Raw genomic sequence first — 23,189 nt, forward strand, 5'->3', positions numbered from 1 at the left:
ACGGCCTTAGTTTTGATTAAATTTTATTCCCACTCAATCGTGGCGGGCGGTTTGCCGCTTACATCGTACACCACGCGGTTGATGCCTTTGACTTCGTTGATGATGCGGTTGGACACGCGGCCGAGCAGGGAATACGGCAGCTCCGCCCAGTGTGCGGTCATGAAGTCGCTGGTTACGACGGCGCGCAGTGCCACCACATAATCGTAGGTGCGGCCATCGCCCATCACGCCCACGGATTTCACCGGCAGGAATACGGCGAATGCTTGGCTGGTCAGGTCGTACCATGAAGTGCCGTTTTCATCGGTGGTGTTGCGCAATTCTTGGATAAAGATGTCGTCGGCTTGACGCAGCAGGTCGGCGTATTCTTTTTTCACTTCGCCCAAAATGCGTACGCCCAAGCCCGGGCCGGGGAAGGGGTGGCGGTACACCATTTCGCGCGGCAGGCCGAGGGCGACGCCGAGTTCGCGCACTTCGTCTTTAAACAGATCGCGCAGCGGTTCCAACAATTTCAGCTTCATGTTTTCAGGCAGGCCGCCGACGTTGTGGTGCGACTTGATGGCGTGGGCTTTTTTGGTTTTCGCGCCCGCACTTTCGATGACATCGGGGTAAATCGTGCCTTGGGCCAGCCATTTGGCGTTGGTGAGTTTTTTCTCTTCGGCATCAAATACTTCGATAAATTCCGCGCCGATGATTTTGCGCTTTTTCTCGGGGTCGGTAACGCCGGCGAGTTTGTTCATAAACTGCGCTTCGGCATCAACGTGAATCACGCGCACGCCCAAGTTGCGGGCAAACATGTCCATCACCATTTTGCCTTCGTTCAGGCGCAGCAGGCCGTGGTCGACGAATACGCAGGTGAGTTGGTCGCCGATGGCGCGGTGGATCAGCGCGGCGGCAACGGAGGAATCTACGCCGCCGGACAAGCCTAAAATCACTTCGTCGCTGCCGACTTGTTCGCGGATTTTGGCTACGGCTTCGTCAATGTAGTTGGGCATGGTCCAGCTCGGTTTCGCACCGGCGATGTCCAGCACGAAGCGGTTGATCAGGGCGCGGCCTTGTTTGGTGTGGGTAACTTCGGGGTGGAACTGGATGCCGTAGAATTGTTTTTCGGCGTGTTCCATCATGGCAATCGGGCAGGAGGGGGTGTCGCCGATGACGGCAAAGCCTTCGGGCAGCTTGGATACTTTGTCGCCGTGGCTCATCCATACGTCGAGCGTGTTGGGTTGGCCGTCTGCAAGGCCGCGCGTCAGTTCGCAATCGATGGTTTTCACTTGGGCATAGCCGAATTCGCGCTGGTTGCCCGGGGAGACTTCGCCGCCCAAATGGTGCGCCATAAACTGCATGCCGTAGCAGATGCCGAGTACGGGGATACCCAAGTCGAAAATGCCGGTGTCTGCCTGATAATCGGAGTCGTAAACGGAATTGGGGCCGCCGGAAAGAATAATAGCTTTGGGCTTGAAGGCTTTGATTTCAGCCAAAGGCATATCGAAAGAATGCAGTTCGCAGTAAACATGGGCTTCGCGCACGCGGCGGGCAATCAGTTGGGTCACTTGCGAGCCGAAGTCGAGAATCAGGATTTTGTCTTGGGTCATGATGTTTGCTTTAATAAAGAAACGGTTGGGGACACGGCAATGATGATTCATGCCGTCTGCAAATTTGGCGGATTATACCATTTTTCAGACGGCATTTGCATTATCAGAACGGTTGGAGAGCGAGCGTAGGGCGTTTGGCGTACATGGAAAAATACGCGCCGAATGCGGGAGAATTTGCAGACGGGCAAAAAGAAGCAACCCGCCGGATTGGGCGGGTTGTTTGAAAGGATAGGAGCGGTTTTGCGCGGCTTGTTCGGCTGCAACTTCTTCGGCAAAGGCGCGGACACCAACCGTCAGGCGCGGTTTCTTTTTTGAACCATGCTTTGTCAATCTATAGTCGAATAAAATAAGAATGAGACAAGGCAGCGAAGCCGCAGACAGTACACATAGTACGGCAAGGCAAAGCAACGCTGTATCATTCTTATTTTAAATGACTATATTTTGGTATGCCCCAAGCAAATCCAGAAACAACAGCCAAGCTGACGGCAATAACAATTCAAAACGAAATCATGGCGGCAACGGCAGACATCTTTTCCTTTTAATATTCATCAGCAGGATATGAATACAAGACTTCTGATTCAAAGGTATCGATGTCGATACGCTCTTATCGGCTGTGCGTTGTCAGGTTTGAGCGGTGTCGGCAAGGTCATGGCAACATTGAAATTGGCAGCCGATGCACTTCAGGCGCAACATTGTGAGCAAAGCCGTATTTTGCAGACGGCCTGATGCGGCAAGTTTAATCGTTGATTTTTCTGTATTGTTTGTGCGGCACGATACTGCTGCGCGAGAGCAGCAGCAAAATGCCCAGCACCATCATGCCCAACGCAATCAGCGGCGAATAGCCGAACCAGTATTCGGTACGCAGGTAGATGGCGGCACCGATATACACCAACATCGGGCCGGATACAATGGATTGTTTGTTGATGCCGTCCATCACCATCACTGCGATGCCGGCAATGGCAACGCCTGCGGCAACCAGTGTGGCGGTGGCCGGCAGTACGCCGGTGGTTTTGAGAAACCAGACTGCGCCGAATAAAATCAGAAATAGGGGAAGGGCAAGGGAGGCCTGCGGCATGGCGGTATTCCGTGTGGTGTTCAGACGGCTTGATTATAAAGGAAAAGCGTTGTGGAAATTGACGGTAAATGCAATCTTGCGTGTATTTGTGCAAAAAAGATGCGGCTTGTCTGTTTCGGCAAACGGGCTTATGCTTGCGGCTTGAACCGATTGCCGAACCCATCGCCGCTGTTATGAACATACCGCTTACCCGCCGCCGTTTTTTCGCCCTTGCTGCCGTAACCGCAAGTGCGGTGGCCGTGCCGTTATGGTTTTCCGGCCGCGAAAGGCCGTCTGCAAAACAGCAGGCAGACGGCGGGCAGGATTTTGTGGCTTGGCAGGGGATTGCCTTGGGTTCGGGGGCGCAGATAAGGTTGTACCACGAAGACCACGCCTTTGCCGAAGCTGTAATCCGCAAAGCATTGGCGGAAGTGGCGCGCTTGGAAAAGATTTTCAGCCTGTATCGGGAAGATAGCGAAATCAGCCGCTTGAACCGTGAAGGCCGTCTGCATTATCCGAGTACGGATATGCTGGCGGTTTTGAGTTTGGCAGGCAGACTGTACCGGCTGACGGACGGCGCGTTCGATCCGAGCATACAGCCGCTTTGGAATGCCTATGCGGATTTCTTCAGACGAAATCCTGACGCGGTAACGCCGCCGCCCGAAACGGAAGTTAATCGGGCATTGCGTTTGGTCGGTTTTGACAAAGTGGCGTTCGACAGTCAAGCCGTCACTTTTGCCGAACGCGGCATGGGTTTGTCGCTCAACGGTATCGCGCAGGGCTATATTACCGATAAAACTGTTGAATTGTTGCGGAAGAGCGGCATTCGGCAGGCATTGGTCGATATGGGCGAAATCCGCGGCTTGGATACGCTGGGGCAGCGCACTTGGCAGGTCGGTATCAAAAATCCTCAAGACGAAACCGATGTTCTGCTGACCGTGCCGCTGCAAAACGAAGGATTTGCCACATCGGGCGGTTACGGTACGGTATTTAATGCGGCGGAAACGTTTACTCATTTGTTTGACCCGCGTACAGGCGGCGCGCAACCGCGTTATCGGAGTATCAGCGTCATGGCGGAAAGTGCGGCGGTGGCCGATGCGTTGGCCACGGCGTTTGCGATTATGGACGAAACGGAAATCCGCCGTGCTGCCGAAGCCGAGCGGGCAAAAGTGTGGCTGGTGGATAAGACGGGGAAACTCATGCAGGTATAGGATTGTTTTGCCGCCGTTTTCCGGTTGGTGTATGGGAGCCGTCTGAATATGCAGACGGCTTTTGCCGTATAATGACGGCTTTTCTTTGATTTTTGCTGTTTGGATTTATGAACATTCCGTCCCGTTTTGCCGCATGGTTGCTGTGTGCCGTTTCTTTTTCCGCGACTGCTCTCGATTTGGGCAATATTCCTGCCGGAGAAATTTCCGTTTATGTGAAGGAACTCGACAGCGGCAAGATTGTCGAATCGCACCGTGCCGACGCGGCAGTTAATCCGGCCTCAGCGATGAAGCTGGTTACTGCCTATGCTGCTTTTCGTGCGCTGGGGCAGGATTACCGCTGGCATACCGATTGGTTGGGCGACGGTGAAATCAAAGACGGTACATTGTCGGGCAATCTGTATTGGGCGGGCAGCGGCAATCCGGTGTTGCAGCAGGAAGACCTTGCCGTGGTGCAGCAGCAGTTGCGTAATGCGGGTGTCCGTAATATTGAAGGCGGGCTGGTATTGGACCGCAGCTTGTGGGGGAGTGTGCCGAACAGCCCCGATTTTGCCGCAGACGAGGGCAAAAGCTATATGATACCGCCCGATCCGAATATGCTGGCGTATAAGGTAGTGTGGCTGATGCCCGAACGCGACAGCGAGGGCAGGGTAGTGGTGCGGACCAAGCCGCAACTGCCGGAAATTCCGTTGGACAACCGCATCAGTATTGTGCCGTATGCGGCTGCCGAGTGTTCGTCGTTGCGGCGTTATATGAAAGCGGAGTATGCGGTCGGAGTGTTGCGTGTCAGCGGCAGGCTGCCCGAAAGCTGTTTGGGGCAGGAAATGTTTGTCAATATGCTGGGGGCGGAAGAGTTTGCTTACCGCAGTTTTACCAACCTTTGGCGGTGGTCGGGCGGCCAAATTGCAGACGGCCTCCAAACCGGAGATACTCCGCCTGAAGCGCGTTTGCTGGTGCGCCACTTCTCGCCGCCGCTGAAAGATATGCTGACGGAAATGAACAAGCATTCCAGTAATCTGATTGCCCGTTCGGTGTATTTGAAATTGGGCGGAAGTGAAGATGTGCAGACGGCCTTGGCGCAGGCAGAGACAGTAGTGCGGCGGGAGTTGGCATTGTCGGGCGTGGACAGCAGCGAACTGGTTTTGGAAAACGGTTCGGGTTTGTCGCGTAAGGAGCGCGTTACCGCCGAGATGCTGGGTCAGATGCTGGAAAAGGCTTATTTCAGCCCATTTAAAGAAGCCTTTATCCGTACGCTGCCGATTGCCGGTGCGGACGGTACGCTGAAAGACCGCCTGAGTGCGGCAGGTCCGTCTTTGCGCTTAAAAACCGGTACGCTGAAAAACGTGCGCGCGCTGGCCGGTTACTGGCTGGGCGAAAAGCCAATGGCGGTTGTGGTCATCATCAACAGCCCGAACGCAGATTATTATTTGGAAAGTATGGATAAATTGATTGAGAGCCTTGTGCCGAAACAACCGAAGCCGTCTGCAAATCCGCCTGAACAGCCGGCATCCGCCGCCGTCCACAATAAGCCAGATATGCTATAATACACGATTAAATTTATAAATTTTCAGGAAAAAACATGAGCTTGAAATGCGGCATCGTCGGCCTGCCCAACGTCGGCAAATCCACCCTCTTCAACGCGCTGACCCAATCGGGCATCGAAGCGGCCAACTATCCGTTTTGCACCATCGAGCCGAACGTCGGCATCGTCGAAGTGCCCGACCCGCGCATGGCGGAATTGGCCAAAATCGTCAACCCGCAGAAAATGCAGCCCGCCATCGTTGAATTTGTCGACATCGCAGGCTTGGTGGCCGGTGCCAGCAAAGGCGAAGGCTTAGGCAACCAATTCTTGGCAAATATCCGCGAAACCGATGCGATTGTAAACGTAGTACGCTGTTTCGACGACGACAACATCGTCCACGTTGCCGGCAAAGTCGATCCGATTGCCGACATCGAAACCATCGGCACCGAACTCGCGCTGGCGGACTTGGCCTCGGTGGAAAAAGCCATCGTGCGCGAAGAAAAACGCGCCCGCTCCGGCGACAAAGACGCGCAGAAGCTCGTTGATTTGTGTAAAAAACTGCTGCCGCATCTGGACGAAGGCAAACCCGTGCGCTCGTTCGGCCTCGATGCCGAAGAGCTGGCCATGCTGCGCCCGCTGTTCCTGCTCACCGCCAAACCCGCCATGTATGTGGGCAACGTGGCGGAAGACGGCTTTGAAAACAACCCGCATCTCGACCGCCTGAAAGAACTTGCCGCCAAAGAAAACGCGCCCGTTGTCGCCGTATGCGCCGCCATGGAAAGCGAAATCGCCGAATTGGACGACGACGAAAAAGCCGAATTTCTTGCCGAAATGGGCTTGGAAGAGCCGGGCTTAAACCGCCTGATCCGCGCCGGTTACGACCTCCTCGGCCTGCAAACCTACTTCACCGCCGGTGTCAAAGAAGTCCGCGCTTGGACCATCCGCAAAGGCGACACCGCCCCGCAAGCCGCAGGCGTGATCCATACCGACTTCGAACGCGGCTTTATCCGCGCCCAAGTGATTGCCTATGAAGATTTTGTCTCACTCGGCGGCGAAGCCAAAGCCAAAGAAGCCGGCAAAATGCGCGTGGAAGGCAAGGAATATGTCGTGAAAGACGGCGATGTGATGCATTTCCTGTTTAATGTTTGATTAAAGTATAACTGTGTTTGTTTTCAGACGGCATGATGCCGTCTGAAAAGCCAAGGAATAGTGAAAAATAATGAGCGTAATCCAAGACCTCCAAGCGCGCGGCCTTATCGCGCAAACCACCGACATCGAAGCACTCGATGCTTTGCTCAACGGACAAAAAATCGCGCTTTACTGCGGTTTCGACCCCACCGCCGACAGCCTGCACATCGGCCATCTGCTGCCGGTTTTGGCTTTGCGCCGTTTCCAACAGGCCGGCCATACGCCCGTGGCTTTGGTGGGCGGGGCGACCGGTATGATCGGCGATCCGAGTTTCAAAGCGGTGGAACGCAGCTTGAATACGCCGGAAACCGTGCAATCGTGGGTGGCCAGCATCCGCGCGCAACTGGAGCCGTTTTTGAGCTTCGAGGGCGATAATGCGGCCGTTATGGCGAACAACTACGATTGGTTCGGCGGCATGAACTGCTTGGATTTCCTGCGCGACATCGGCAAACATTTCTCTGTAAACGCGATGTTGAACAAGGAATCGGTCAAGCAGCGTATCGACCGCGACGATGTGGGCATTTCGTTTACCGAGTTTGCCTATACCCTCTTGCAAAGCTATGATTTTGCCGAATTGAACAAACGCCACGGCGCGATGCTGCAAATCGGCGGCTCCGACCAATGGGGCAACATCACCAACGGCATCGACCTGACCCGCCGCCTGAACCAAAAACAGGTATTCGGCTTAACCCTGCCGCTGGTAACGAAATCCGACGGCACCAAGTTCGGCAAAACCGAAGGCGGCGCGGTGTGGCTCAATGCCAAGAAAACCTCGCCGTACCAGTTTTACCAATTCTGGCTGAAAGTGGCCGATGCCGACGTGTATAAATTCTTGAAATACTTCACTTTCCTGAGTGTAGAAGAAATTGACGCGATTGAAGCGAAAGACCAAGCCAGCGGCACCAAGCCCGAAGCGCAGCGCATTCTGGCCGAAGAAATGACCCGCCTGATTCACGGCGAAGCAGCTTTGGAAGCGGCGCAACGCATTTCCGCCAGCCTGTTTGCCGAAGACCAGAGCAATCTGACCGAAGCCGACTTCGAACAGCTCGCGCTGGACGGTTTGCCCGCATTTGAAGTGTCCGGCAGCGTAAATGTTGTGGAAGCCTTGGTATTGAGCGGCTTGGCCCAATCAAACAAAGAAGCGCGTGGTTTTGTCAACAGCAAAGCGGTGGTGTTGAACGGCAAAGCAGCCGAAGCGAACAATCCCGATCATGCGCCGGAAAAACCCGATGATGCGTATTTGCTGGCCGATGAACACAAACGCTTCGGCAAATACACCATCGTGCGCCGCGGCAAACGCAACCATGCCTTATTGGTTTGGAAATAATTCCAACGCCAAACATTGAAAAAGCCGTCTGCAAATATGCAGACGGCTTTTTTGTGCCGAAAATCCGTTACAATGCGTACTGAAACATTTGCCGTCAGTTTATCGTTGGATTACATAGAATGAGACAAGGCCGCAAAGTCGCAGACAATGCAGAGTACGGGTGGCGGATTTGCGGTGTCGGCAGCTTGGCCAAGTCTCCTATGGGCGGGTACAGCAATGCTGCATCGTCTTGTGTCGGATAACTGTTTTGCCGCATTGTTTCCCTTGCCTGCCGTGCCGCTGATATGATTCTCGGCTGATTTTATCCGCATACACTTTACAGGAGCCGTTATGTTGCGCCCCATCATACCGAAAATCTTTTTGTTCGTTCCAGCCAACCGTCCCGACCGTTTCGAGAAAGCATGGGCAAGCGGTGCCGATGAAGTGGTGTTGGATTGGGAAGATACAGTGGCTTCGGCCGATAAAGCGGCTGCACGGGCGCATACTGCGGCGTATGGCCGTCAGGAAGACAGCCGGCCGGTATGGGTACGGGTAAATGCTGCAAACAGTCCGCATCATGCTGAAGACATTGCGGCGGTGGCAGCGTTGCCGCAGATTAAAGGCGTGATTCTGGCTAAGGCCGAAAATGCAGACGGCATTACCACGCTGCATTGGCAAACGGGCAGGGCAGTGGTAGCGGGTATTGAAACCGCACAAGGTATGATGGCCATTCCAAGCATGGCGCAGGCAGAAGGATTGTTTGCCTTCACTTATGGTTGTTTGGACTTGGCAAACGATTTGGGCATACGCTTCGGCAGCACGTCCGCACAAGCAGTATTCGACCGTTTGCGGACGGATTTGCTGCTGTACAGCAGGGTTAATCGTCTGCATCCGCCGCTGGAAACAACCTTCCCCGAGTTTAACGACGAGGCAGCCATCGCCCGCAACACAGTATATTGGCGCGATTTCGGCTTTGGCGGCGTATTGTGTATCCACCCCAAACAGGTAGCGGCGGTACGGTCCGCATTGCGTCCCACGGCTGCTGAGCTGGTGTTTGCACGCAAAATATTGGAACGGGCGGATCTTGATGGCAAAGCAGTATTTCAGGTAGACGGGCAAATGGTGGATTTGCCGGTTATCGAATGGGCGCGGAGCATGGTCGGTAAGGCGGAACACGATTAATTTGTCTGTTTCGACAGAATGAAATAAGTATAGTCGAATAAAATGAGAATGAGACAAGGCAGCGAAGCCGCAGACAGTACAGATAGTACGACAAGGCAAAGCAACGCAGTATCATTCTTATTTTAAAAGACTATAAAAGGCCGTCTGCAAAACCAGCATTTTGCAGACGGCCTTTTAACGGCTAGCCGGAATAATGGAAACGCAGAGAAATCAACCAAATACCGCTGTCGTCGGCTCGGTAAACAATGCGGTGTTCCTGATTGATGCGGCGGCTGTAATAACCGCTCAAGCTGTGGCGCAGCGGTTCGGGTTTGCCAATGCCGTCAAACGGATTGCGCTGCATGTCTTGAATAATGGTATTGATACGTTTGAGAACAGCTTTATCTGTTTGCAGCCAGTATTGGTAATCCTCCCATGCGTCATCGGTAAAGTGCAACATCATTCAACCAATTCCCGAATACTGGTTTTGCCTGCCTCCACTTCGGCAATACCTTTTGCCAAACGTGCCGCCATTGCGGGATTGGAAAGCAGATAAGCCGTTTCGATCAGCGCGTTGTATTCGTTGATGTCGAGCAAAACAGCGGCAGATGCGCCGCTTCGGGTAATCAGTACTGGTTCGGCGTTGTCGGCAACGCGGTCAAGCGTGGCTGCCATGTTTTTGCGGAAATCGGAAGCGTGGACGGCATACATTTTTTTCTCCGTTTTTATCGTTAATTGTACATAATTTTGTACAAGTTTTTTTTGTTTGTCAATCAGAAAAGTTTAAGCTCGTTTAACCAACTGATTTTGGAGTTTCCAGAATGCGGATCGGGTGCGTATGTTGTTGCCATCTTCCGCGCCGGTCTCGGAATAGGCAGCCGCGATGCGGATAATTTGCTGCTGAATCAATAAAAACCCCGTACGAAAATTTGTACGGGGTTGGGTTCGGTTCGGTTAAGCGATGTTAACAGCAGCCGCCGCCGCGTTTGTTTTGGCAATAATCCAAAAACTGCACCTTCGTCATAACGGGCGTATCCGGATTGTGCTTGCGCTGTTGGGCGACATAGCGGTCGTAATCCGGAAATCCCGCCATATAATTAGCGGCAATTCGGGCGTTTTGAAGCCACTGTTTCAGACGGCCTGAATATTTATGCGGCAGTTTCATGATGGGCTACCTCGTCACGGTAAACGGCTGGAACTTCTTTGGCGGTTGCCCAGCCGATTTTGCGTGCTTTCAGTGCAACGGACAAACCGTACACGGCCACCAATACCACCACCAGCATAAATGACGCGCACAATGCCGAATTGACATAGTCATTGAGTACAATCTGCCCCATTTGCGCCAAATCTTTTGCCGGAGCAAGCACTTCGCCCCGTGCCGCCGCTTCGCGGTATTGCGCCGCGTGGGCAAGGAAACTGATATGCGGATCGGCATCAAACAGCTTCTGCATGGAGGCTACGGCGGTCACAATCAGCAAACCGACTGCCGGAATGACGGGTACCCACACATAACGCTCTTTTTTCATCTTCACCAGCACCACAGCCGCCATAATCAGCGCGATACCCGCCAACATTTGGTTGCCGATACCGAACAGCGGCCACAAGGAGTTGATGCCGCCCAGCGGGTCGGTTACGCCGGTGTAAAGGAAATAACCCCAAGAGCCGACCGCCAAGCAGGTTGCCACCACATTGGAGGCCATACCGCGCCCCGTACCCAAAGGTTTGACAAATGTGCCCAGCAAATCCTGAAACATAAAACGCGAAGTACGCGTACCGGCATCAACCGCCGTCAGGATAAACATGGCTTCAAACAACAGCGCGAAATGGTACCAAAACGCCATCATCGCCTCGCCGGGAATCAGACTGCTCATGATGTGCGCCATACCCACGGCCAAAGTCGGCGCACCGCCTGCGCGGGAGAGAATGGTTTGCTCGCCCACTTCTTTTGCCGTCTGCGCCAATACTGCGGCATCTGCCGGAATATTCAGCTGGGTAGTGATGACATGGGCGGCCGTATTGACATCCGTACCGATGAGTGCGGCAGGGCTGTTCATGGCGAAATATACGCCCGGATCGAGCGAACAAGCCGCCGCCAGAGCCATCATCGCCACAAAACTTTCCATCAGCATACCGCCGTAACCGATCGGGCGGACATGGGTTTCATTGGCAATCATTTTCGGCGTAGTACCGGAAGAAATCAACGCATGGAAACCGGATACCGCACCGCAGGCGATGGTAATAAACAGGAACGGGAACAATTTGCCGGAAAATACCGGACCGGTTCCGTCGATGAAATGCGTTACCGCCGGCATTTTCAATTCAGGGCCGACCACAATAATACCGATGGCGAGCGCGATAATCGTACCGATTTTCAGGAAAGTCGCCAGATAGTCGCGCGGCGTCATCAAAAACCATACCGGCAAGAGGGAAGACACCGCACCGTAGAGCATAATGAATACGGCCAGTTGCACACCGTTCAAGTCAAACCAGTGGCCGATAGGACTTTGCGCCACATGGTCGCCGAAAATCACCGCACTCATCATCGCAATAAAGCCGACGATTGCGATTTCGCCCAGCTTGCCCGGACGGATAAAGCGCGCATAAAAACCCATAATCAGCGCAATCGGTACGGTTGCCATAATGGTAAACGTCCCCCACGGGCTGTGGGTCAGTGCTTTCACCACAATCAGAGCCAAAACAGATGTGATGATGATCATAATCATCAGAATACCGATGGAGGCGATGATGCCGGCGGTCGCCCCCAACTCCTGCTTGATGATTTCGCCCAAAGACTTACCGTCACGGCGCATTGAAACAAACAGTACCATCATATCCTGCACCGCACCGGCCAAAACCACGCCGAAGATAATCCACAGCGTACCCGGCAGATAGCCCATTTGCGAAGCCAGCACAGGGCCGACCAGCGGACCCGCGCCCGCAATGGCGGCAAAATGGTGGCCGAACAAAACTTTTTTATCAGTCGGCACATAATCCACACCGTTATTGTGCCGCTCCGCCGGAGTTAATCTGCGTTCATTCAATTCCAAAATATTTTTACAGATATACAGACTGTAAAAACGATAGGCAATGCAGTAAACCGATATGGCGGCAACCACCAGCCAAACGGCGCTGATGGGTTCGCCGCGGCTGAATGCCAGCGTGGCAAAAGCCATCACCCCCGCGCAAACCACCAAGCCCCATATCAGAAACGATTTTAACGCTTTCATGACACGTCCTTTAAGGTTAATAAATTAATATAAATAAAAATCAAAAATAAAATTCGGATAATACAAATAAATAATTCATATTAAACAATTAGTTGATTGCAAAATATTTAAAGTTTAACCATATTAATATATTTATATGTAAAGGAACAAGTTTGATTGCCTTGTTCTTGCACTACATCAAGTTACATATTTGCCCGTGTATCACTTTTTTAGATGGTTTTTAAGGGGAAATGCTTGAAGTTTGGATATTTTGGCGGGAGTTTGGGCGGATAAAACTTCCTGTAAAATTGAGTTAAGTTGCCATAAGCAGGCTGTTTGGGCGGATTGGGAGAAAGGGCGGGGTATTTTGCAGCCAAGCGGACAGCTTAAGCTATGGCGGAAGATTGCTATAGTCATTTAAAATAAGAATGATACAGCGTTGCTTTGCCTTGCCGTACTATGTGTACTGTCTGCGGCTTCGCTGCCTTGTCTCATTCTTATTTTAAATGACTATATCCCTGTTCAATGGCGGTTGATGGGTCATGTCTGTCATGGCAGGCAGTAAAAAGCCGTCTGCAAAACAGGCATTTTGCAGACGGCCTTTGAATGGAGGATATTAGTATTATTCGCCGTGGCGGATATTTTCGCGCAGCGGGGCGGCGCAGGACAGTTTCATTTTTTGTCCGGCGGCGGATTTGACGGCGCGCGGCAAATTGTCTTGCAGGGAGCGGGCAAATGAGCCGGCATAGACTTTTGTGCCTTGGTGGGTCAGGTTGGATTGCACGTCTACATTGACCGTTCCGCCCAATGCGCGCCACAAGCGGCAGAAATAGTAATCTTCGGAGAGATAGCGTTTGCTGTCGGGGTCGACCATGCAGTCGAAAAAGCGGTAGCAGGTTTGGTTGGGTGCGGTGTAGTCGCTGTCCGAAATGTAGGCAAGATCGGGGTAGGCGGCGATCATTTTGTCAAATACGCCGCGTTTGATGGCCATAAAGCCGGTAGGGGCTTCATCTACCTGCATAAAGCCGTCTTCATCGACGTTCAATTCGACGATGCCTTCTTCGTTGGCGGTATGGGTATTGATGGTGTAATGGGTGTAGCGGGTATTGAACATTTCTTTGGTTGTGCCCTCCGCTACGCCTTCTTGCGGCCAGTCTTCTTTTTTGAGCGGGTAAATGCCGGCGGCAACGTCCCGGTCGGCGAGCAGAAGGCGGAAAAACGCTTCGGGGGAAAAGCCGATGTCGGAATCAATCCAAACAAGATGGGTGTATTCCGGGTGGCTTAAAAACTCGGCAACCGCGTTGTTGCGGGCGCGGGTAATCAGGCTTTCGCCGCGTTGCAGCAGAACTTGTATTTTTATATCGCTTGAGGCGGCTTTATAGATGAGGTTGAGCAGCGAAAGGGTGTAGTTGTGAAAGTATTTTCCGTCGTGGCTGGGGGTAACAATCAGCGGATAGAAATTTTTTAGTGCCGATTCGGGTAACATGTTTCTGCCTGTGTGTTTGGAAAAAAGATGGTGGAATTATAGCAAGTTTTGTGTTGATATGAATGATGATGTGCGGTTTTTTCCAAACGGTATTCGTTGAAGAAACAGGTAATTTTTTATACAATGATACGTTTTTCCGAATACGGATATGCCGTCTGTAAAGCGTATTTTGGCGTATTTGCAGACGGCATATCCTGAATTGTTTCCCGAATTTGCCAACCTGAAGCGAATACCATGTCCGAAATCTTAGACCAAGTGCGCCGCCGCCGCACGTTTGCCATCATTTCCCACCCCGACGCGGGTAAAACCACGCTTACCGAAAAGCTGCTGCTGTTTTCGGGTGCGATTCAGAGCGCGGGTACGGTGAAGGGCAAGAAAACCGGCAAGTTCGCCACTTCCGACTGGATGGAAATCGAGAAGCAACGCGGCATTTCCGTGGCTTCGTCGGTGATGCAGTTCGACTATAAAGACCATACCGTCAATCTTTTGGATACACCGGGCCACCAAGATTTCTCGGAAGACACCTATCGCGTTCTGACTGCGGTGGACAGTGCATTGATGGTTATCGATGCGGCCAAAGGCGTGGAGGCGCAAACCATCAAGCTCTTAAACGTCTGCCGCCTGCGCAATACGCCGATTGTCACCTTTATGAACAAATACGACCGCGAAGTGCGCGATTCGCTGGAATTGCTCGACGAAGTGGAAAATATTCTGAAAATCCGCTGCGCGCCGGTAACTTGGCCGATCGGCATGGGCAAAAACTTCAAGGGCGTGTATTCGATTCTGAACGACGAAGTGTATTTGTTTGAAGCGGGCGGCGAGAAACTGCCGCACGAGTTTGACGTAATCAAGGGCATAGACAATCCTGAGTTGGAAGCGCGTTTTCCGTTGGAAATCCAACAGTTGCGTGATGAAATCGAGTTGGTTCAGGCCGCGTCGAACGAGTTTGATTTGGACGAATTTCTGGCGGGCGAACTGACGCCCGTGTTCTTCGGTTCGGCAATTAACAATTTCGGCATTCAGGAAATTTTAAATTCGCTCATCGACTGGGCTCCCGCGCCGAAAGGACGCGATGCGACCGTGCGCATGGTAGAGCCGTCTGAAGAAAAATTCTCCGGATTTGTGTTTAAAATCCAAGCCAATATGGATCCGAAACACCGCGACCGCATCGCCTTTTTGCGCGTCTGCTCCGGCAAATTCGAGCGCGGCATGAAGATGAAGCATTTGCGTATCAACCGCGACATCGCCGCTTCCAGCGTGGTAACGTTTATGTCGCACGACCGCGAGCTGGTGGAAGAAGCCTTTGCGGGCGACATCATCGGTATTCCCAACCACGGCAACATCCAAATCGGCGACAGCTTTTCCGAAGGCGAGCAGCTGGCGTTTACCGGCATTCCGTTTTTCGCGCCGGAGCTGTTCCGCAGCGTGCGTATTAAAAACCCGCTGAAAATCAAGCAGCTGCAAAAAGGCTTGCAGCAGTTGGGCGAAGAAGGCGCAGTACAGGTATTCAAACCGCACAGCGGCGCGGATTTGATTTTGGGCGCGGTGGGCGTGTTGCAGTTTGAAGTGGTTACTTCGCGTTTGGCGGCGGAATACGGCGTGGAGGCCGTATTTGACAACGCTTCGATTTGGTCGGCGCGCTGGGTGTCGTGTGATGACAAGAAAAAACTGGCCGAATTTGAAAAAGCCAACGCGGGCAATCTTGCCATCGATGCCGGCGGCAACCTGACTTATCTTGCCCCCAACCGTGTAAATCTGGGGCTGACGCAGGAACGCTGGCCGGACATCGTATTCCACGAAACGCGCGAACACGCGGTGAATTTGAACGCGTAAGGCAAACAATAAATGGAAAAGGCCGTCTGCAAAACGAAGGTTTGTTTTGCAGACGGCCTTTCGGCATAAATTCGGTTACAATACGCCCGTCCGCTTCATTGCGAACGGGCGTTTTATTATTTTTTAAAGGAAATCTTTTATGATGAACCAAGTATCAGTCGTCAAGCATTGGGCTGACGCAAACCGAACCACTGCGTTTTGGTTGAAAACCGCTTTGGGCGCGAACCTGATTGCCGTGTTGGCACAATTCTCCATTCCGTTGCCGTTTGTTTCCATTACAGGGCAGTCGCTGGCCGTTACGCTGGTCGGCTTCGCACTCGGACGCAAAGCAGGCGTGGCGGCAGTATTGCTGTATTTGCTGGAAGGGGTGATGGGTATGCCCGTATTCGCCAACGGCAAAGCAGGTTTGGGTGTGTTGATGGGGCCTTCCGGCGGTTATCTCATCGGCTTTATCGCCATGGCGTATATTCTGGGCCGGGCGAGTGATAAAGGTGTGTTGAAATCGGCTTGGAAAAGCGTGGCGGCAGCATTGGTTGCCACGGCTGTCATGTTTGTATTCGGGCTGGTTCAGCTTTCGTTTTTCGTACCGGGCGGTCAGGTATTGGAATACGGTTTGTATCCCTTTATCGCGGGCGGTATCGTGAAGGCTGTTTTGGCGAGCGTGCTGGTGGTGCCGGCCTACCGCTTTTTCCGTAAGTTTTAAGCTGCCTGCTTGTTAGGCACTGAATCAGCACCAAAGGCCGTCTGCATATGATGAAAGTCTGTTCGGACGGCCTTGAGCATATCAAATGTATACTGTAAACGATGTTTTCCAACGCTTGCGCCGCGTGAGCAGGCTGTGTTTTGAATCGCGCAGTCTGGCCGGCTCGAAAATGGATTGGAACTGCTGCGGCAATGGGGAAACCCTGACCGGATTTGCAGACGGCGTGTTGACGTTTAGCGACCGTTTCCGCTTGGATAACGGGCGGATTTGCCGTGATGAGAAACAATGGCGGCAGGAAGAGGGCGGTTTGGCGTTTTACCATTACCGCGAGCAGAGGTTTCAACGGATTTTTCTGTTTCGCGAAACGGAAAACGGCCTGCTGGCCGAGCAGCCTTATGCCTGTATGCCTGATGATTATTTCGGCAGTTTGACGGTTTGCGGCGGGGCGGTGGTGCTGACCATCAGGATCGTCGGCAGCCGTAAAAACGAACTGATCCGTTACGAATACCGGTAAAGCCGGTTGTTTGGTTTTTGCAGACGGCCTCGGCGACATAAAGGCCGTCTGCATATCCAATTTTCATGATTTTTCATTCCAAATTCTGCACATTCGGCAGAAATCCGCTAAAATTTTGCTTTATTCCCGATTTTAAGAAAGTACATCATGAAGTTGAAAACAACGGCTGTTGCCGCGATGACCCTGCTGGCACTGGCGGCCTGCGGTCAAAAAGGCGAAACCAGCGTACCGGCCGGCGATATGCCGCAAAATACTTCTTCCGCACCGATTGCTGCCGCGCAAGCTCCGGCTGCGCCGCAAGGCTTGGTGGAAGGCCAAAACTATACCGTATTGGCCAACCCGATTCCGCAAAAACAGGCGGACAAAATCGAAGTATTGGAATTTTTCGGCTATTTCTGCCCGCATTGCGCCCATTTGGAGCCGGTAATCAGCGAGCATGTGAAAACTTTCCAAGATGATACTTACCTGCGTACCGAACACGTTGTGTGGCAGGAAGACATGATGCCGTTGGCACGCCTGACCGCCGCGCTGGACATCAGCGGTGAAAAAGCCAAGGCCAACAGCGCGGTTTTTGCGGCGATGATTGACGAAAAAATCAATCTGACCGATGAAAATACGCTGAAACAATGGCTGGAAGGCCAAACCGCATTTGACGGTAAAAAAGTATTGGCGGCATACGAATCTCCGGAAAGCGCGCAACTTGCCGATAAAATGGCGGAATTGACCAATGTGCACCAAATTGCCAGCACGCCTACCGTCATCGTCGGCGGCAAATATGTGGTGAAATTTGCCGATTGGCATTCCGGTATGCAAACCATCGATATGTTGGTGGACAAAGTACGCGAAGAGCAAAAGGCACAATAAGCCCGTATACGCAAAAAAGGCCGTCTGCACATACAGTTTGCAGACGGCCTTTTTTTGCGCCAAACATAATCGGACAATGCAAAGTATAGTCGAATAAAATAAGAATGAGACAAGGCAGCGAAGCCGCAGACAGTACACATAGTACGGCAAGGCAAAGCAACGCTGTATCATTCTTATTTTAAATGACTATAAGGCAAGACAGCAAAGCCGCAGGCAGTACCGCGCGGCGGACTGGCTGCCCGACGGCTTGGATACCCCACTTTTCGAGCAAGGTGCGCTACGCCGTATGATGGGTGTGAAACAACTTTCTTGCGGCAATACAGCTGGCGGGTGGTTTGCCGTTTGCCTGATTTTGATGTTTGCGCGGCAATAGAGCGTCAAAAAGGCCGAGACCTTTGCAACAAACACCAAAACCGGTTGCAGGGGGAGGGTTTTATCCTGCCTGAAAACTGAATACCTTGAAAAATTGACAATTTCAAAAGTCCGGGTAGGCAGGTGGGTGCAAACCCCGCTCCTACAAGCCATTGTCATGAATTTTGCCAAGGTCTCAGGCCGTCTGCACATGGCTGCAAACGCAAGCCGCCTTGCCGCTATCCGTTTGCAGACGGCCTGCCCGACCGCCGCGCAAACCTACTTCGGCGTATAACGCCCCGCCATGGCTTTATACACCATGTTTTCGTATTTCAAGGCTTCGTAACGTTGGTTCAGCACGTTTTGCGCGGAGGCGTATTCGGTGTTGAGTGCGTCCAGCCAGTCTTTCAGCTCGTTTTTACCGTATTGGTAGCGCACTTGGTAATAGCGGCTGTTTTTCCGGTCGAGTGTGTAACGCTGCTGCAGGTTGCGCAGGGAGGCTTGGGCGTTTTGGTAATTGAGGTAATGGGTGCTGACCTCGTTGAGCGCGGTGGTCAGCACTTGCTCGAACGTAAGTTTCGCGCTGTCGAAATCCGCTTCGGCGGCTTTGTCCTGCCATTTCAGTTTCGGCCAGTTGAGGAAAGGCAGGTTGATTTGCGCCGATCCGCCTAAAAACGGAATATTGAATGCGGTGGAGGCTTTATCGGATGCCGTGCTCAGCGATGCACCCAAGGTGATGCTCGGATACCAGCTGCGTTTTTGCGCGGCGAACGATTGCAGGGCCGACTGCACGCGGTATTCGGCGGCGCGCAGGTCGGGCCGGTTAGCCAGTACGGTTATCGGCACGTTCAAATCCACCCCTTTGACCGGCAGCAGACGGTATTGCGACGGCTCGGCGGCCATGGCTTCGCCGGGTTTCAGGTTCAGCAGGTTGCGCAGGGTTTGCTCCAGCGTATCGCGGCTGTTTTGCAGCGACAGCAGGTTGTTGCGCGCGCCCAACAGCGATTGGCCGGACTGTGTCGGCCCGCCGGAGTCGGATTTGCCGAGACGGTATTTGGCGGCTGAAATGCGGGCGGCTTCTTCGTAACGCTGCACGGATTTCTTTGTCAGTTCAATGGCTTCGTTGAGGTAGGCGATGTGGAAGTAGGCATCGGCGACGTTGTTTGCCAGCGTCAGGCGCGTGTTGGCCAAATCTTCCTGCGTGGCTTGGTAGTTCCATACCTGTGCATCGGCGGCGGCACTCAGGCGTTTCCACAAATCCAGTTCGTAGCTGAGTCCGAGCTGGCTGCTGAAACTATTATTGCCGCTGCCGGATTTCAGGTTTTTCGAATGGGAGGCACCGAGCGAGCCGCTGAACGACGGTACCAAATCCGCCCCCAGAATATTGGCCTGATACAAGGCTTTGTTCACGTTGACGGCGGCCTGTTTCAAATCGATGTTGTTGGCCAGAGCCTGCTCCACCAGCGCGTTGAGCTGCGGGCTTTGGTAGGTTTCCCACCAGTTGCCGTTGATGTCGTAACGTTCGGCGGCTTCGGCCGCGCTGATGACATGGCCGCTGCCGGCAAGCGTCGGTACTTGTCCGGCCTTGGGGTTGATGGTGCAGGCACTCAGTGCCAGTACGGCGGAGAGGCTCAAGGCCGTCTGAATCGGGGTTTTATATTTTTTCATGGGAAGTCCATTTTTTGTGTTTTTCAGACGGCCTTGGGATATTGGGCCGTCTGAAAAACAAACGGGTTTGTCGGTTTGCTGCGGCGTTTCGGCGTTAATCCTGCGCCAATGCGTCTATCGGGTTCAACTTTGACGCGCGGCGTGCGGGCATGAAGCCGAACATCACGCCGATAACGCTGGAACTCAATACTGCGGCGATGATGGAGAAGGTGGAAAACGCCATCGGAAAATCGGTGACAAAATGGTTGAATACCACGCCGATGGCCGCCGACAGCAATACGCCGGTCAGGCCGCCAATCAGGCAAATCATCACGGCTTCAATCAGAAACTGCTGCAAAAGATTGCCCTGCCGTGCGCCGATTGCCATGCGTATGCCGATTTCTTTGGTACGCTCGGTGACCGATACCAGCATGATGTTCATCACACCGATACCGCCGACCACCAGTGAAATCAGGGCGATAGAGGAAATCAGGAGCTTCATGGTACCGGTGGTGGATTCGATGGTCTTCTTGATGCTGTCGCTGTTTTGCGTGAAAAAGTCTTTTTTGCCGTGGCGTGCGGTCAGCAGCGCGGTCAAGCCGTTTTCGGCGGCGGCGGAGCTGACATCGTCTTTGACTTTGACGGTAATCGAACTAATAAAACGCTGGCCGCTGATTTTGTTGATGACGGTGGTGTAGGGCGACCACATTCCCAAGTTGTCTCCCCCGCCGAACGGGCTGTCGTCTTTCTTGGAGACACCGATGATTTGCAGCGGGCGTTTGTTGAACAATACGGTTTTGCCCAAAGGGTTGGTGCCGTCTGCAAACAGTTTGTTTTTGGTGTTGTCGTCAATTACCACTACGGAATTGCTGTTTTTGACATCGTTTTCATCAAAAAAACGCCCCTGCGCCAACTTGATGCCGCGCACGTCGAAATATTGCTCGCCCGCGCCGTAAAGCTGTGCGGAAGCATCGATGTTGCGGTAGGTCAGCGTGGCATTTTGCGAGGTCATCGGCGTGACACTGGCAACATAAGACTGTTTGGCAATCGCATCGGAATCGGCAACGGTAAGCGTGCGCACGCGGCCGCTGCGCCGGTCGCCGAAGCCGCTGCCCGGATAAATGCTGATGGTGTTGGTGCCGATTGAGCTGATGTCTTCCAGAATTTTTTTCTGCGAACCGTTGCCCAAAGCCACCACCGATACCACCGAGGTAATGCCGATGATGATGCCGAGCATGGTCAGCAGCGAGCGCATTTTGTGCGCCAAAATCGCCTGTACCGACATGCGGAACGATTCCATAAACTGGTCTTTGTAAAAAGTCCATGAGGTTTTTTCTTCCACGGCTTTCACACGGCTCGGCGGAATTTGGCTGTTTTTGCTGGTATCGGCGATGATTTCGCCGTCGCGGATTTCAATCACGCGGTTGGCGTTGGCTGCAATGCCCGGATCGTGCGTTACCATGATGATGGTGTGCCCTTGCGCGTGCAGATTGTGCAGAATCTCCATCACGTTCTGACCGCTGGCGGTGTCGAGTGCGCCGGTCGGTTCGTCGGCAAAAATGATTTCGCCGCCGTTCATCAGTGCGCGTGCGATCGACACGCGCTGCTGCTGGCCGCCTGAAAGCTCGCTCGGCTTATTGCCCTCTTTGCCTTCCAAACCTAAATCGCGCAGCAGTTTTTCCGCACGCTCGTTACGCTCTTTCTGATCCATGCCCATATACACGGCCGGCAGGGCGACGTTGTCGCGCGCACTCAACGAGCTTAACAGGTTGTAGCGTTGGAAAATAAAGCCGAAACGCTTGCGCCTCAAGGCGGCCAGCTCGTCCGCCTCCATCTTCGAGGTTTCGGTGCCGTCGATTTTGTAGGAGCCGTCGGTGGCGGTATCGAGACAGCCCAAGATATTCATCAGGGTTGATTTGCCCGAACCCGACTGGCCGATAATGGCGACAAAATCGCCTTTTTCTACCGACAGGCTCACGTCTTTTAAAACGTGGACGCGGTTTTCGCCGCTGCCGAAATAGCGGTTGATGTTTTTACATTCGATTAAGCTCATAACAGTGCCGGTGTCCATTCGGGTTGGCGGGGTATTGCTGCCGTCTGTTTGCAGACGGCCTTTTGTTGGGAAAATACGTTTTGCCGGGCGGGTTTCAGGCATAAGGCGGCAAACGGGGCATTTTTTGCACTTTTGCATAAACCGATACAGATAATGCCGTCTGCAAATCAGGGGGAGGTGTTTTGCAGACGGCATGGCTGCGGTTCGCCGCTTACATACGCGGTCTCGGCCCCCTCATGTTGGCCGGAGGTTGCGAAGGATCGGCTTCGGAAACGATGACGTGTTCGCCCTCGTTCAAACCGCCCGTTACTTCGGTATTCGTGCCGTCGCTCAAGCCGACGGTGATTTCTTTTTCAACCGGCTCGCGGTTTTCGTTTAACACACGCACGAAGCGTTTGCCGTTTTGTTGTTTGACGGCAAGAGTCGGCACGCTCAAGACGTTTTTCGATTCTTTGACGGTAATGGTGTTTTCTGTGGTCATGCCGATATGCAGAGAGCCGTCTGCATTCGGAACAGTGGAACGCGCGTAATAGTAAATCGCTGTGGAGGTGGTGTCGGTAGAAGCACTGTAACTGCCCTGCGACATGGTGGTTAGTCCCGGATCGACCGAATCCAGCTCATCGGTACGCACATTGTCCGGCTCGGACAATACGGTAAACGAAACCGGCATACCCGCCTTAACCTTGCTGATGTCGCCTTCGGCAATCTGCATCTTGTTCAGCATCACGCTCAAATCGGCAAGCTGGACAATGGTGGGCGTAGTTTGCGCGGCATTCACCGTCTGGCCTTCTTCAACCGGAATAGACACCACCGTACCGTCGGAAGGCGCGACAATTTTGGTGTCGCCCAATTCTTTTTCGGCAGTATTGATGGCAATTTGGGTTTGCCTGATGGAAGACCTGATTTCCTCCACCGCCGCCTTGGCAGAGGCCAGCGAGTTTTCGGCGTTTTCCAGACTTTCTTTGGAAGTGGCGTCTTCTTTCCACAACGCTTTTTCGCGCCTGTATTGCGTTTGCGCCGACTTAAGCGCGATTTGCGCGGAAACGAGTTTGGCTTGGTAAGTATCCAGCTCGGCGCGTTTGGTGTTCAGCGTATTGGTTTGGGTGCGCGAATCGATTTCAGCAATCATGTCGCCCGCCTGAACCTGCTGCCCGATTTTGACATACAGTTTCTTAATCTGACCGCTTGCTTCCGCACCGACATTAACCAGCTTGTCGGCGGAAATCTCGCCCGTTGCTGTTACCGTTTGGCGGATGTCCATGCGGCCGACCGGCTCGGTCAGATAGTTGATTTCTTCTTTGGGGTTGAAATACGACCAAGCTGCAAAGGCTATCGCGCCTGCTGCTGCCGCAGTAATCATCCATTTGGTGGCTTTGTGCATCGTTATTTCCATTTATATCGGCAAGTGTTTTGCCGACTGCTTCAAATAAAATCAAGAAATGATGCTGATTTTACTGTAACAGCCGCTTTGCTCCAAGCCGTATGCTCAGGTGATTTGCTTTTA

20 protein-coding genes are annotated in these 23,189 nt (G+C 53.0%); 10 read left to right on the forward strand and 10 right to left on the reverse strand.

The window, feature by feature from the left end; translation table 11 throughout:
• Positions 1 to 23: 23 nt before the first annotated feature.
• Positions 24 to 1,589, reverse strand: a complete 1,566-nt coding sequence (gene guaA / locus EL111_RS02275; protein WP_123795622.1) for a glutamine-hydrolyzing GMP synthase — start codon at positions 1,587 to 1,589, stop codon at positions 24 to 26.
• Between the two features lie 162 nt (positions 1,590 to 1,751).
• On the opposite strand from guaA, the gene EL111_RS10475 reads away from it, so the two are divergent.
• The gene (locus EL111_RS10475; RefSeq protein WP_162842981.1) at positions 1,752 to 1,904 is read left to right on the forward strand and encodes a hypothetical protein; all 153 of its coding nucleotides are present in this window, start codon (positions 1,752 to 1,754) and stop codon (positions 1,902 to 1,904) included.
• Positions 1,905 to 2,325: 421 nt separating this feature from the next.
• On the opposite strand, the gene EL111_RS02280 is transcribed toward EL111_RS10475, so the two are convergent.
• Entirely contained in the window at positions 2,326 to 2,664 is a 339-nt protein-coding gene (locus EL111_RS02280; RefSeq protein WP_123795621.1) for a hypothetical protein, read from the reverse strand.
• Between the two features lie 173 nt (positions 2,665 to 2,837).
• On the opposite strand from EL111_RS02280, the gene EL111_RS02285 reads away from it, so the two are divergent.
• The 5 genes from EL111_RS02285 (at position 2,838) to EL111_RS02305 (ending at position 9,049) form a co-directional block, all read left to right on the forward strand.
• Positions 2,838 to 3,854, forward strand: coding sequence for an FAD:protein FMN transferase (locus EL111_RS02285; RefSeq protein WP_123795620.1), 1,017 nt, complete (start codon positions 2,838 to 2,840; stop codon positions 3,852 to 3,854).
• A gap of 107 nt (positions 3,855 to 3,961) precedes the next feature.
• Positions 3,962 to 5,395 carry a D-alanyl-D-alanine carboxypeptidase/D-alanyl-D-alanine endopeptidase gene (dacB, locus tag EL111_RS02290; RefSeq protein ID WP_123795619.1) on the forward strand — a complete coding sequence of 478 codons (1,434 nt, stop codon included), beginning with the start codon at positions 3,962 to 3,964 and terminating at the stop codon, positions 5,393 to 5,395.
• 35 nt (positions 5,396 to 5,430) lie between these two features.
• The gene (ychF, locus tag EL111_RS02295; RefSeq protein ID WP_123795618.1) at positions 5,431 to 6,522 is read left to right on the forward strand and encodes a redox-regulated ATPase YchF; all 1,092 of its coding nucleotides are present in this window, start codon (positions 5,431 to 5,433) and stop codon (positions 6,520 to 6,522) included.
• Between the two features lie 70 nt (positions 6,523 to 6,592).
• Positions 6,593 to 7,888, forward strand: a complete 1,296-nt coding sequence (gene tyrS, locus EL111_RS02300; RefSeq protein ID WP_123795617.1) for a tyrosine--tRNA ligase — start codon at positions 6,593 to 6,595, stop codon at positions 7,886 to 7,888.
• 330 nt (positions 7,889 to 8,218) lie between these two features.
• On the forward strand, positions 8,219 to 9,049 hold the full coding sequence (locus EL111_RS02305; RefSeq protein ID WP_123795616.1) for an HpcH/HpaI aldolase/citrate lyase family protein: 831 nt from the start codon (positions 8,219 to 8,221) through the stop codon (positions 9,047 to 9,049).
• A 181-nt stretch (positions 9,050 to 9,230) separates the two neighbouring features.
• Here EL111_RS02305 and EL111_RS02310 read toward each other — a convergent pair whose 3' ends face one another.
• The 5 genes from EL111_RS02310 to EL111_RS02330 all read right to left on the reverse strand — a co-directional run bounded on the left by EL111_RS02310 (position 9,231) and on the right by EL111_RS02330 (position 13,720).
• Entirely contained in the window at positions 9,231 to 9,491 is a 261-nt protein-coding gene (locus EL111_RS02310; protein WP_123795615.1) for a Txe/YoeB family addiction module toxin, read from the reverse strand.
• Positions 9,488 to 9,739, reverse strand: a complete 252-nt coding sequence (locus EL111_RS02315) for a type II toxin-antitoxin system Phd/YefM family antitoxin (RefSeq protein WP_123795614.1) — start codon at positions 9,737 to 9,739, stop codon at positions 9,488 to 9,490. Before EL111_RS02315 ends, EL111_RS02310 begins: the two co-directional genes overlap by 4 nt.
• Positions 9,740 to 9,992: 253 nt before the next feature.
• A complete protein-coding gene (locus EL111_RS02320) occupies positions 9,993 to 10,193 on the reverse strand; it encodes a CstA-like transporter-associated (seleno)protein (RefSeq protein ID WP_123795613.1) in 201 nt (66 codons plus the stop codon).
• The gene (locus EL111_RS02325; RefSeq protein WP_123795612.1) at positions 10,177 to 12,255 is read right to left on the reverse strand and encodes a carbon starvation CstA family protein; all 2,079 of its coding nucleotides are present in this window, start codon (positions 12,253 to 12,255) and stop codon (positions 10,177 to 10,179) included. Before EL111_RS02325 ends, EL111_RS02320 begins: the two co-directional genes overlap by 17 nt.
• Before the next feature lie 601 nt (positions 12,256 to 12,856).
• A complete protein-coding gene (locus tag EL111_RS02330; protein WP_123795611.1) occupies positions 12,857 to 13,720 on the reverse strand; it encodes a hypothetical protein in 864 nt (287 codons plus the stop codon).
• Between the two features lie 234 nt (positions 13,721 to 13,954).
• Between EL111_RS02330 and EL111_RS02335 the strand changes: the two genes are divergently transcribed.
• The 4 genes from EL111_RS02335 (at position 13,955) to EL111_RS02350 (ending at position 17,634) form a co-directional block, all read left to right on the forward strand.
• Positions 13,955 to 15,553, forward strand: coding sequence for a peptide chain release factor 3 (locus tag EL111_RS02335; RefSeq protein ID WP_123795610.1), 1,599 nt, complete (start codon positions 13,955 to 13,957; stop codon positions 15,551 to 15,553).
• Positions 15,554 to 15,692: 139 nt separating this feature from the next.
• Entirely contained in the window at positions 15,693 to 16,256 is a 564-nt protein-coding gene (locus EL111_RS02340; RefSeq protein WP_126325829.1) for a biotin transporter BioY, read from the forward strand.
• Between the two features lie 85 nt (positions 16,257 to 16,341).
• A complete protein-coding gene (locus tag EL111_RS02345; RefSeq protein ID WP_123795565.1) occupies positions 16,342 to 16,770 on the forward strand; it encodes a hypothetical protein in 429 nt (142 codons plus the stop codon).
• Positions 16,771 to 16,917: 147 nt separating this feature from the next.
• Positions 16,918 to 17,634, forward strand: a complete 717-nt coding sequence (locus EL111_RS02350; protein WP_123795564.1) for a thiol:disulfide interchange protein DsbA/DsbL — start codon at positions 16,918 to 16,920, stop codon at positions 17,632 to 17,634.
• Between the two features lie 630 nt (positions 17,635 to 18,264).
• Here the strand turns inward: EL111_RS02350 and EL111_RS02360 are convergent.
• The 3 genes from EL111_RS02360 to EL111_RS02370 all read right to left on the reverse strand — a co-directional run bounded on the left by EL111_RS02360 (position 18,265) and on the right by EL111_RS02370 (position 23,066).
• The gene (locus EL111_RS02360; RefSeq protein WP_123795563.1) at positions 18,265 to 19,653 is read right to left on the reverse strand and encodes a TolC family protein; all 1,389 of its coding nucleotides are present in this window, start codon (positions 19,651 to 19,653) and stop codon (positions 18,265 to 18,267) included.
• Between the two features lie 94 nt (positions 19,654 to 19,747).
• Positions 19,748 to 21,685 carry a MacB family efflux pump subunit gene (locus tag EL111_RS02365; RefSeq protein ID WP_123795562.1) on the reverse strand — a complete coding sequence of 646 codons (1,938 nt, stop codon included), beginning with the start codon at positions 21,683 to 21,685 and terminating at the stop codon, positions 19,748 to 19,750.
• A gap of 211 nt (positions 21,686 to 21,896) precedes the next feature.
• Positions 21,897 to 23,066, reverse strand: a complete 1,170-nt coding sequence (locus EL111_RS02370; RefSeq protein WP_123795561.1) for an efflux RND transporter periplasmic adaptor subunit — start codon at positions 23,064 to 23,066, stop codon at positions 21,897 to 21,899.
• Between the last annotated feature and the right edge of the window lie 123 nt (positions 23,067 to 23,189).

It is taken from the genome of Neisseria animalis, assembly GCF_900636515.1.
Lineage (GTDB): Bacteria > Pseudomonadota > Gammaproteobacteria > Burkholderiales > Neisseriaceae > Neisseria > Neisseria animalis.

Excerpts from the sequence above, each read along its gene's own strand:
- EL111_RS10475 (WP_162842981.1), top strand. The coding sequence starts at position 1,752 with ATGCGGGAGAATTTGCAGACGGGCAAAAAGAAGCAACCCGCCGGATTG.
- ychF (WP_123795618.1), top strand. The coding sequence starts at position 5,431 with ATGAGCTTGAAATGCGGCATCGTCGGCCTGCCCAACGTCGGCAAATCC.
- EL111_RS02365 (WP_123795562.1), bottom strand. The coding sequence starts at position 21,685 with ATGAGCTTAATCGAATGTAAAAACATCAACCGCTATTTCGGCAGCGGC.
- EL111_RS02370 (WP_123795561.1), bottom strand. The coding sequence starts at position 23,066 with ATGCACAAAGCCACCAAATGGATGATTACTGCGGCAGCAGCAGGCGCG.
- EL111_RS02305 (WP_123795616.1), top strand. The coding sequence starts at position 8,219 with ATGTTGCGCCCCATCATACCGAAAATCTTTTTGTTCGTTCCAGCCAAC.
- EL111_RS02345 (WP_123795565.1), top strand. The coding sequence starts at position 16,342 with ATGTATACTGTAAACGATGTTTTCCAACGCTTGCGCCGCGTGAGCAGG.
- EL111_RS02325 (WP_123795612.1), bottom strand. The coding sequence starts at position 12,255 with ATGAAAGCGTTAAAATCGTTTCTGATATGGGGCTTGGTGGTTTGCGCG.
- tyrS (WP_123795617.1), top strand. The coding sequence starts at position 6,593 with ATGAGCGTAATCCAAGACCTCCAAGCGCGCGGCCTTATCGCGCAAACC.
- EL111_RS02330 (WP_123795611.1), bottom strand. The coding sequence starts at position 13,720 with ATGTTACCCGAATCGGCACTAAAAAATTTCTATCCGCTGATTGTTACC.
- EL111_RS02360 (WP_123795563.1), bottom strand. The coding sequence starts at position 19,653 with ATGAAAAAATATAAAACCCCGATTCAGACGGCCTTGAGCCTCTCCGCC.
- EL111_RS02315 (WP_123795614.1), bottom strand. The coding sequence starts at position 9,739 with ATGTATGCCGTCCACGCTTCCGATTTCCGCAAAAACATGGCAGCCACG.
- EL111_RS02285 (WP_123795620.1), top strand. The coding sequence starts at position 2,838 with ATGAACATACCGCTTACCCGCCGCCGTTTTTTCGCCCTTGCTGCCGTA.
- EL111_RS02340 (WP_126325829.1), top strand. The coding sequence starts at position 15,693 with ATGATGAACCAAGTATCAGTCGTCAAGCATTGGGCTGACGCAAACCGA.
- EL111_RS02335 (WP_123795610.1), top strand. The coding sequence starts at position 13,955 with ATGTCCGAAATCTTAGACCAAGTGCGCCGCCGCCGCACGTTTGCCATC.
- EL111_RS02320 (WP_123795613.1), bottom strand. The coding sequence starts at position 10,193 with ATGAAACTGCCGCATAAATATTCAGGCCGTCTGAAACAGTGGCTTCAA.
- EL111_RS02350 (WP_123795564.1), top strand. The coding sequence starts at position 16,918 with ATGAAGTTGAAAACAACGGCTGTTGCCGCGATGACCCTGCTGGCACTG.
- EL111_RS02310 (WP_123795615.1), bottom strand. The coding sequence starts at position 9,491 with ATGATGTTGCACTTTACCGATGACGCATGGGAGGATTACCAATACTGG.
- EL111_RS02280 (WP_123795621.1), bottom strand. The coding sequence starts at position 2,664 with ATGCCGCAGGCCTCCCTTGCCCTTCCCCTATTTCTGATTTTATTCGGC.
- guaA (WP_123795622.1), bottom strand. The coding sequence starts at position 1,589 with ATGACCCAAGACAAAATCCTGATTCTCGACTTCGGCTCGCAAGTGACC.
- dacB (WP_123795619.1), top strand. The coding sequence starts at position 3,962 with ATGAACATTCCGTCCCGTTTTGCCGCATGGTTGCTGTGTGCCGTTTCT.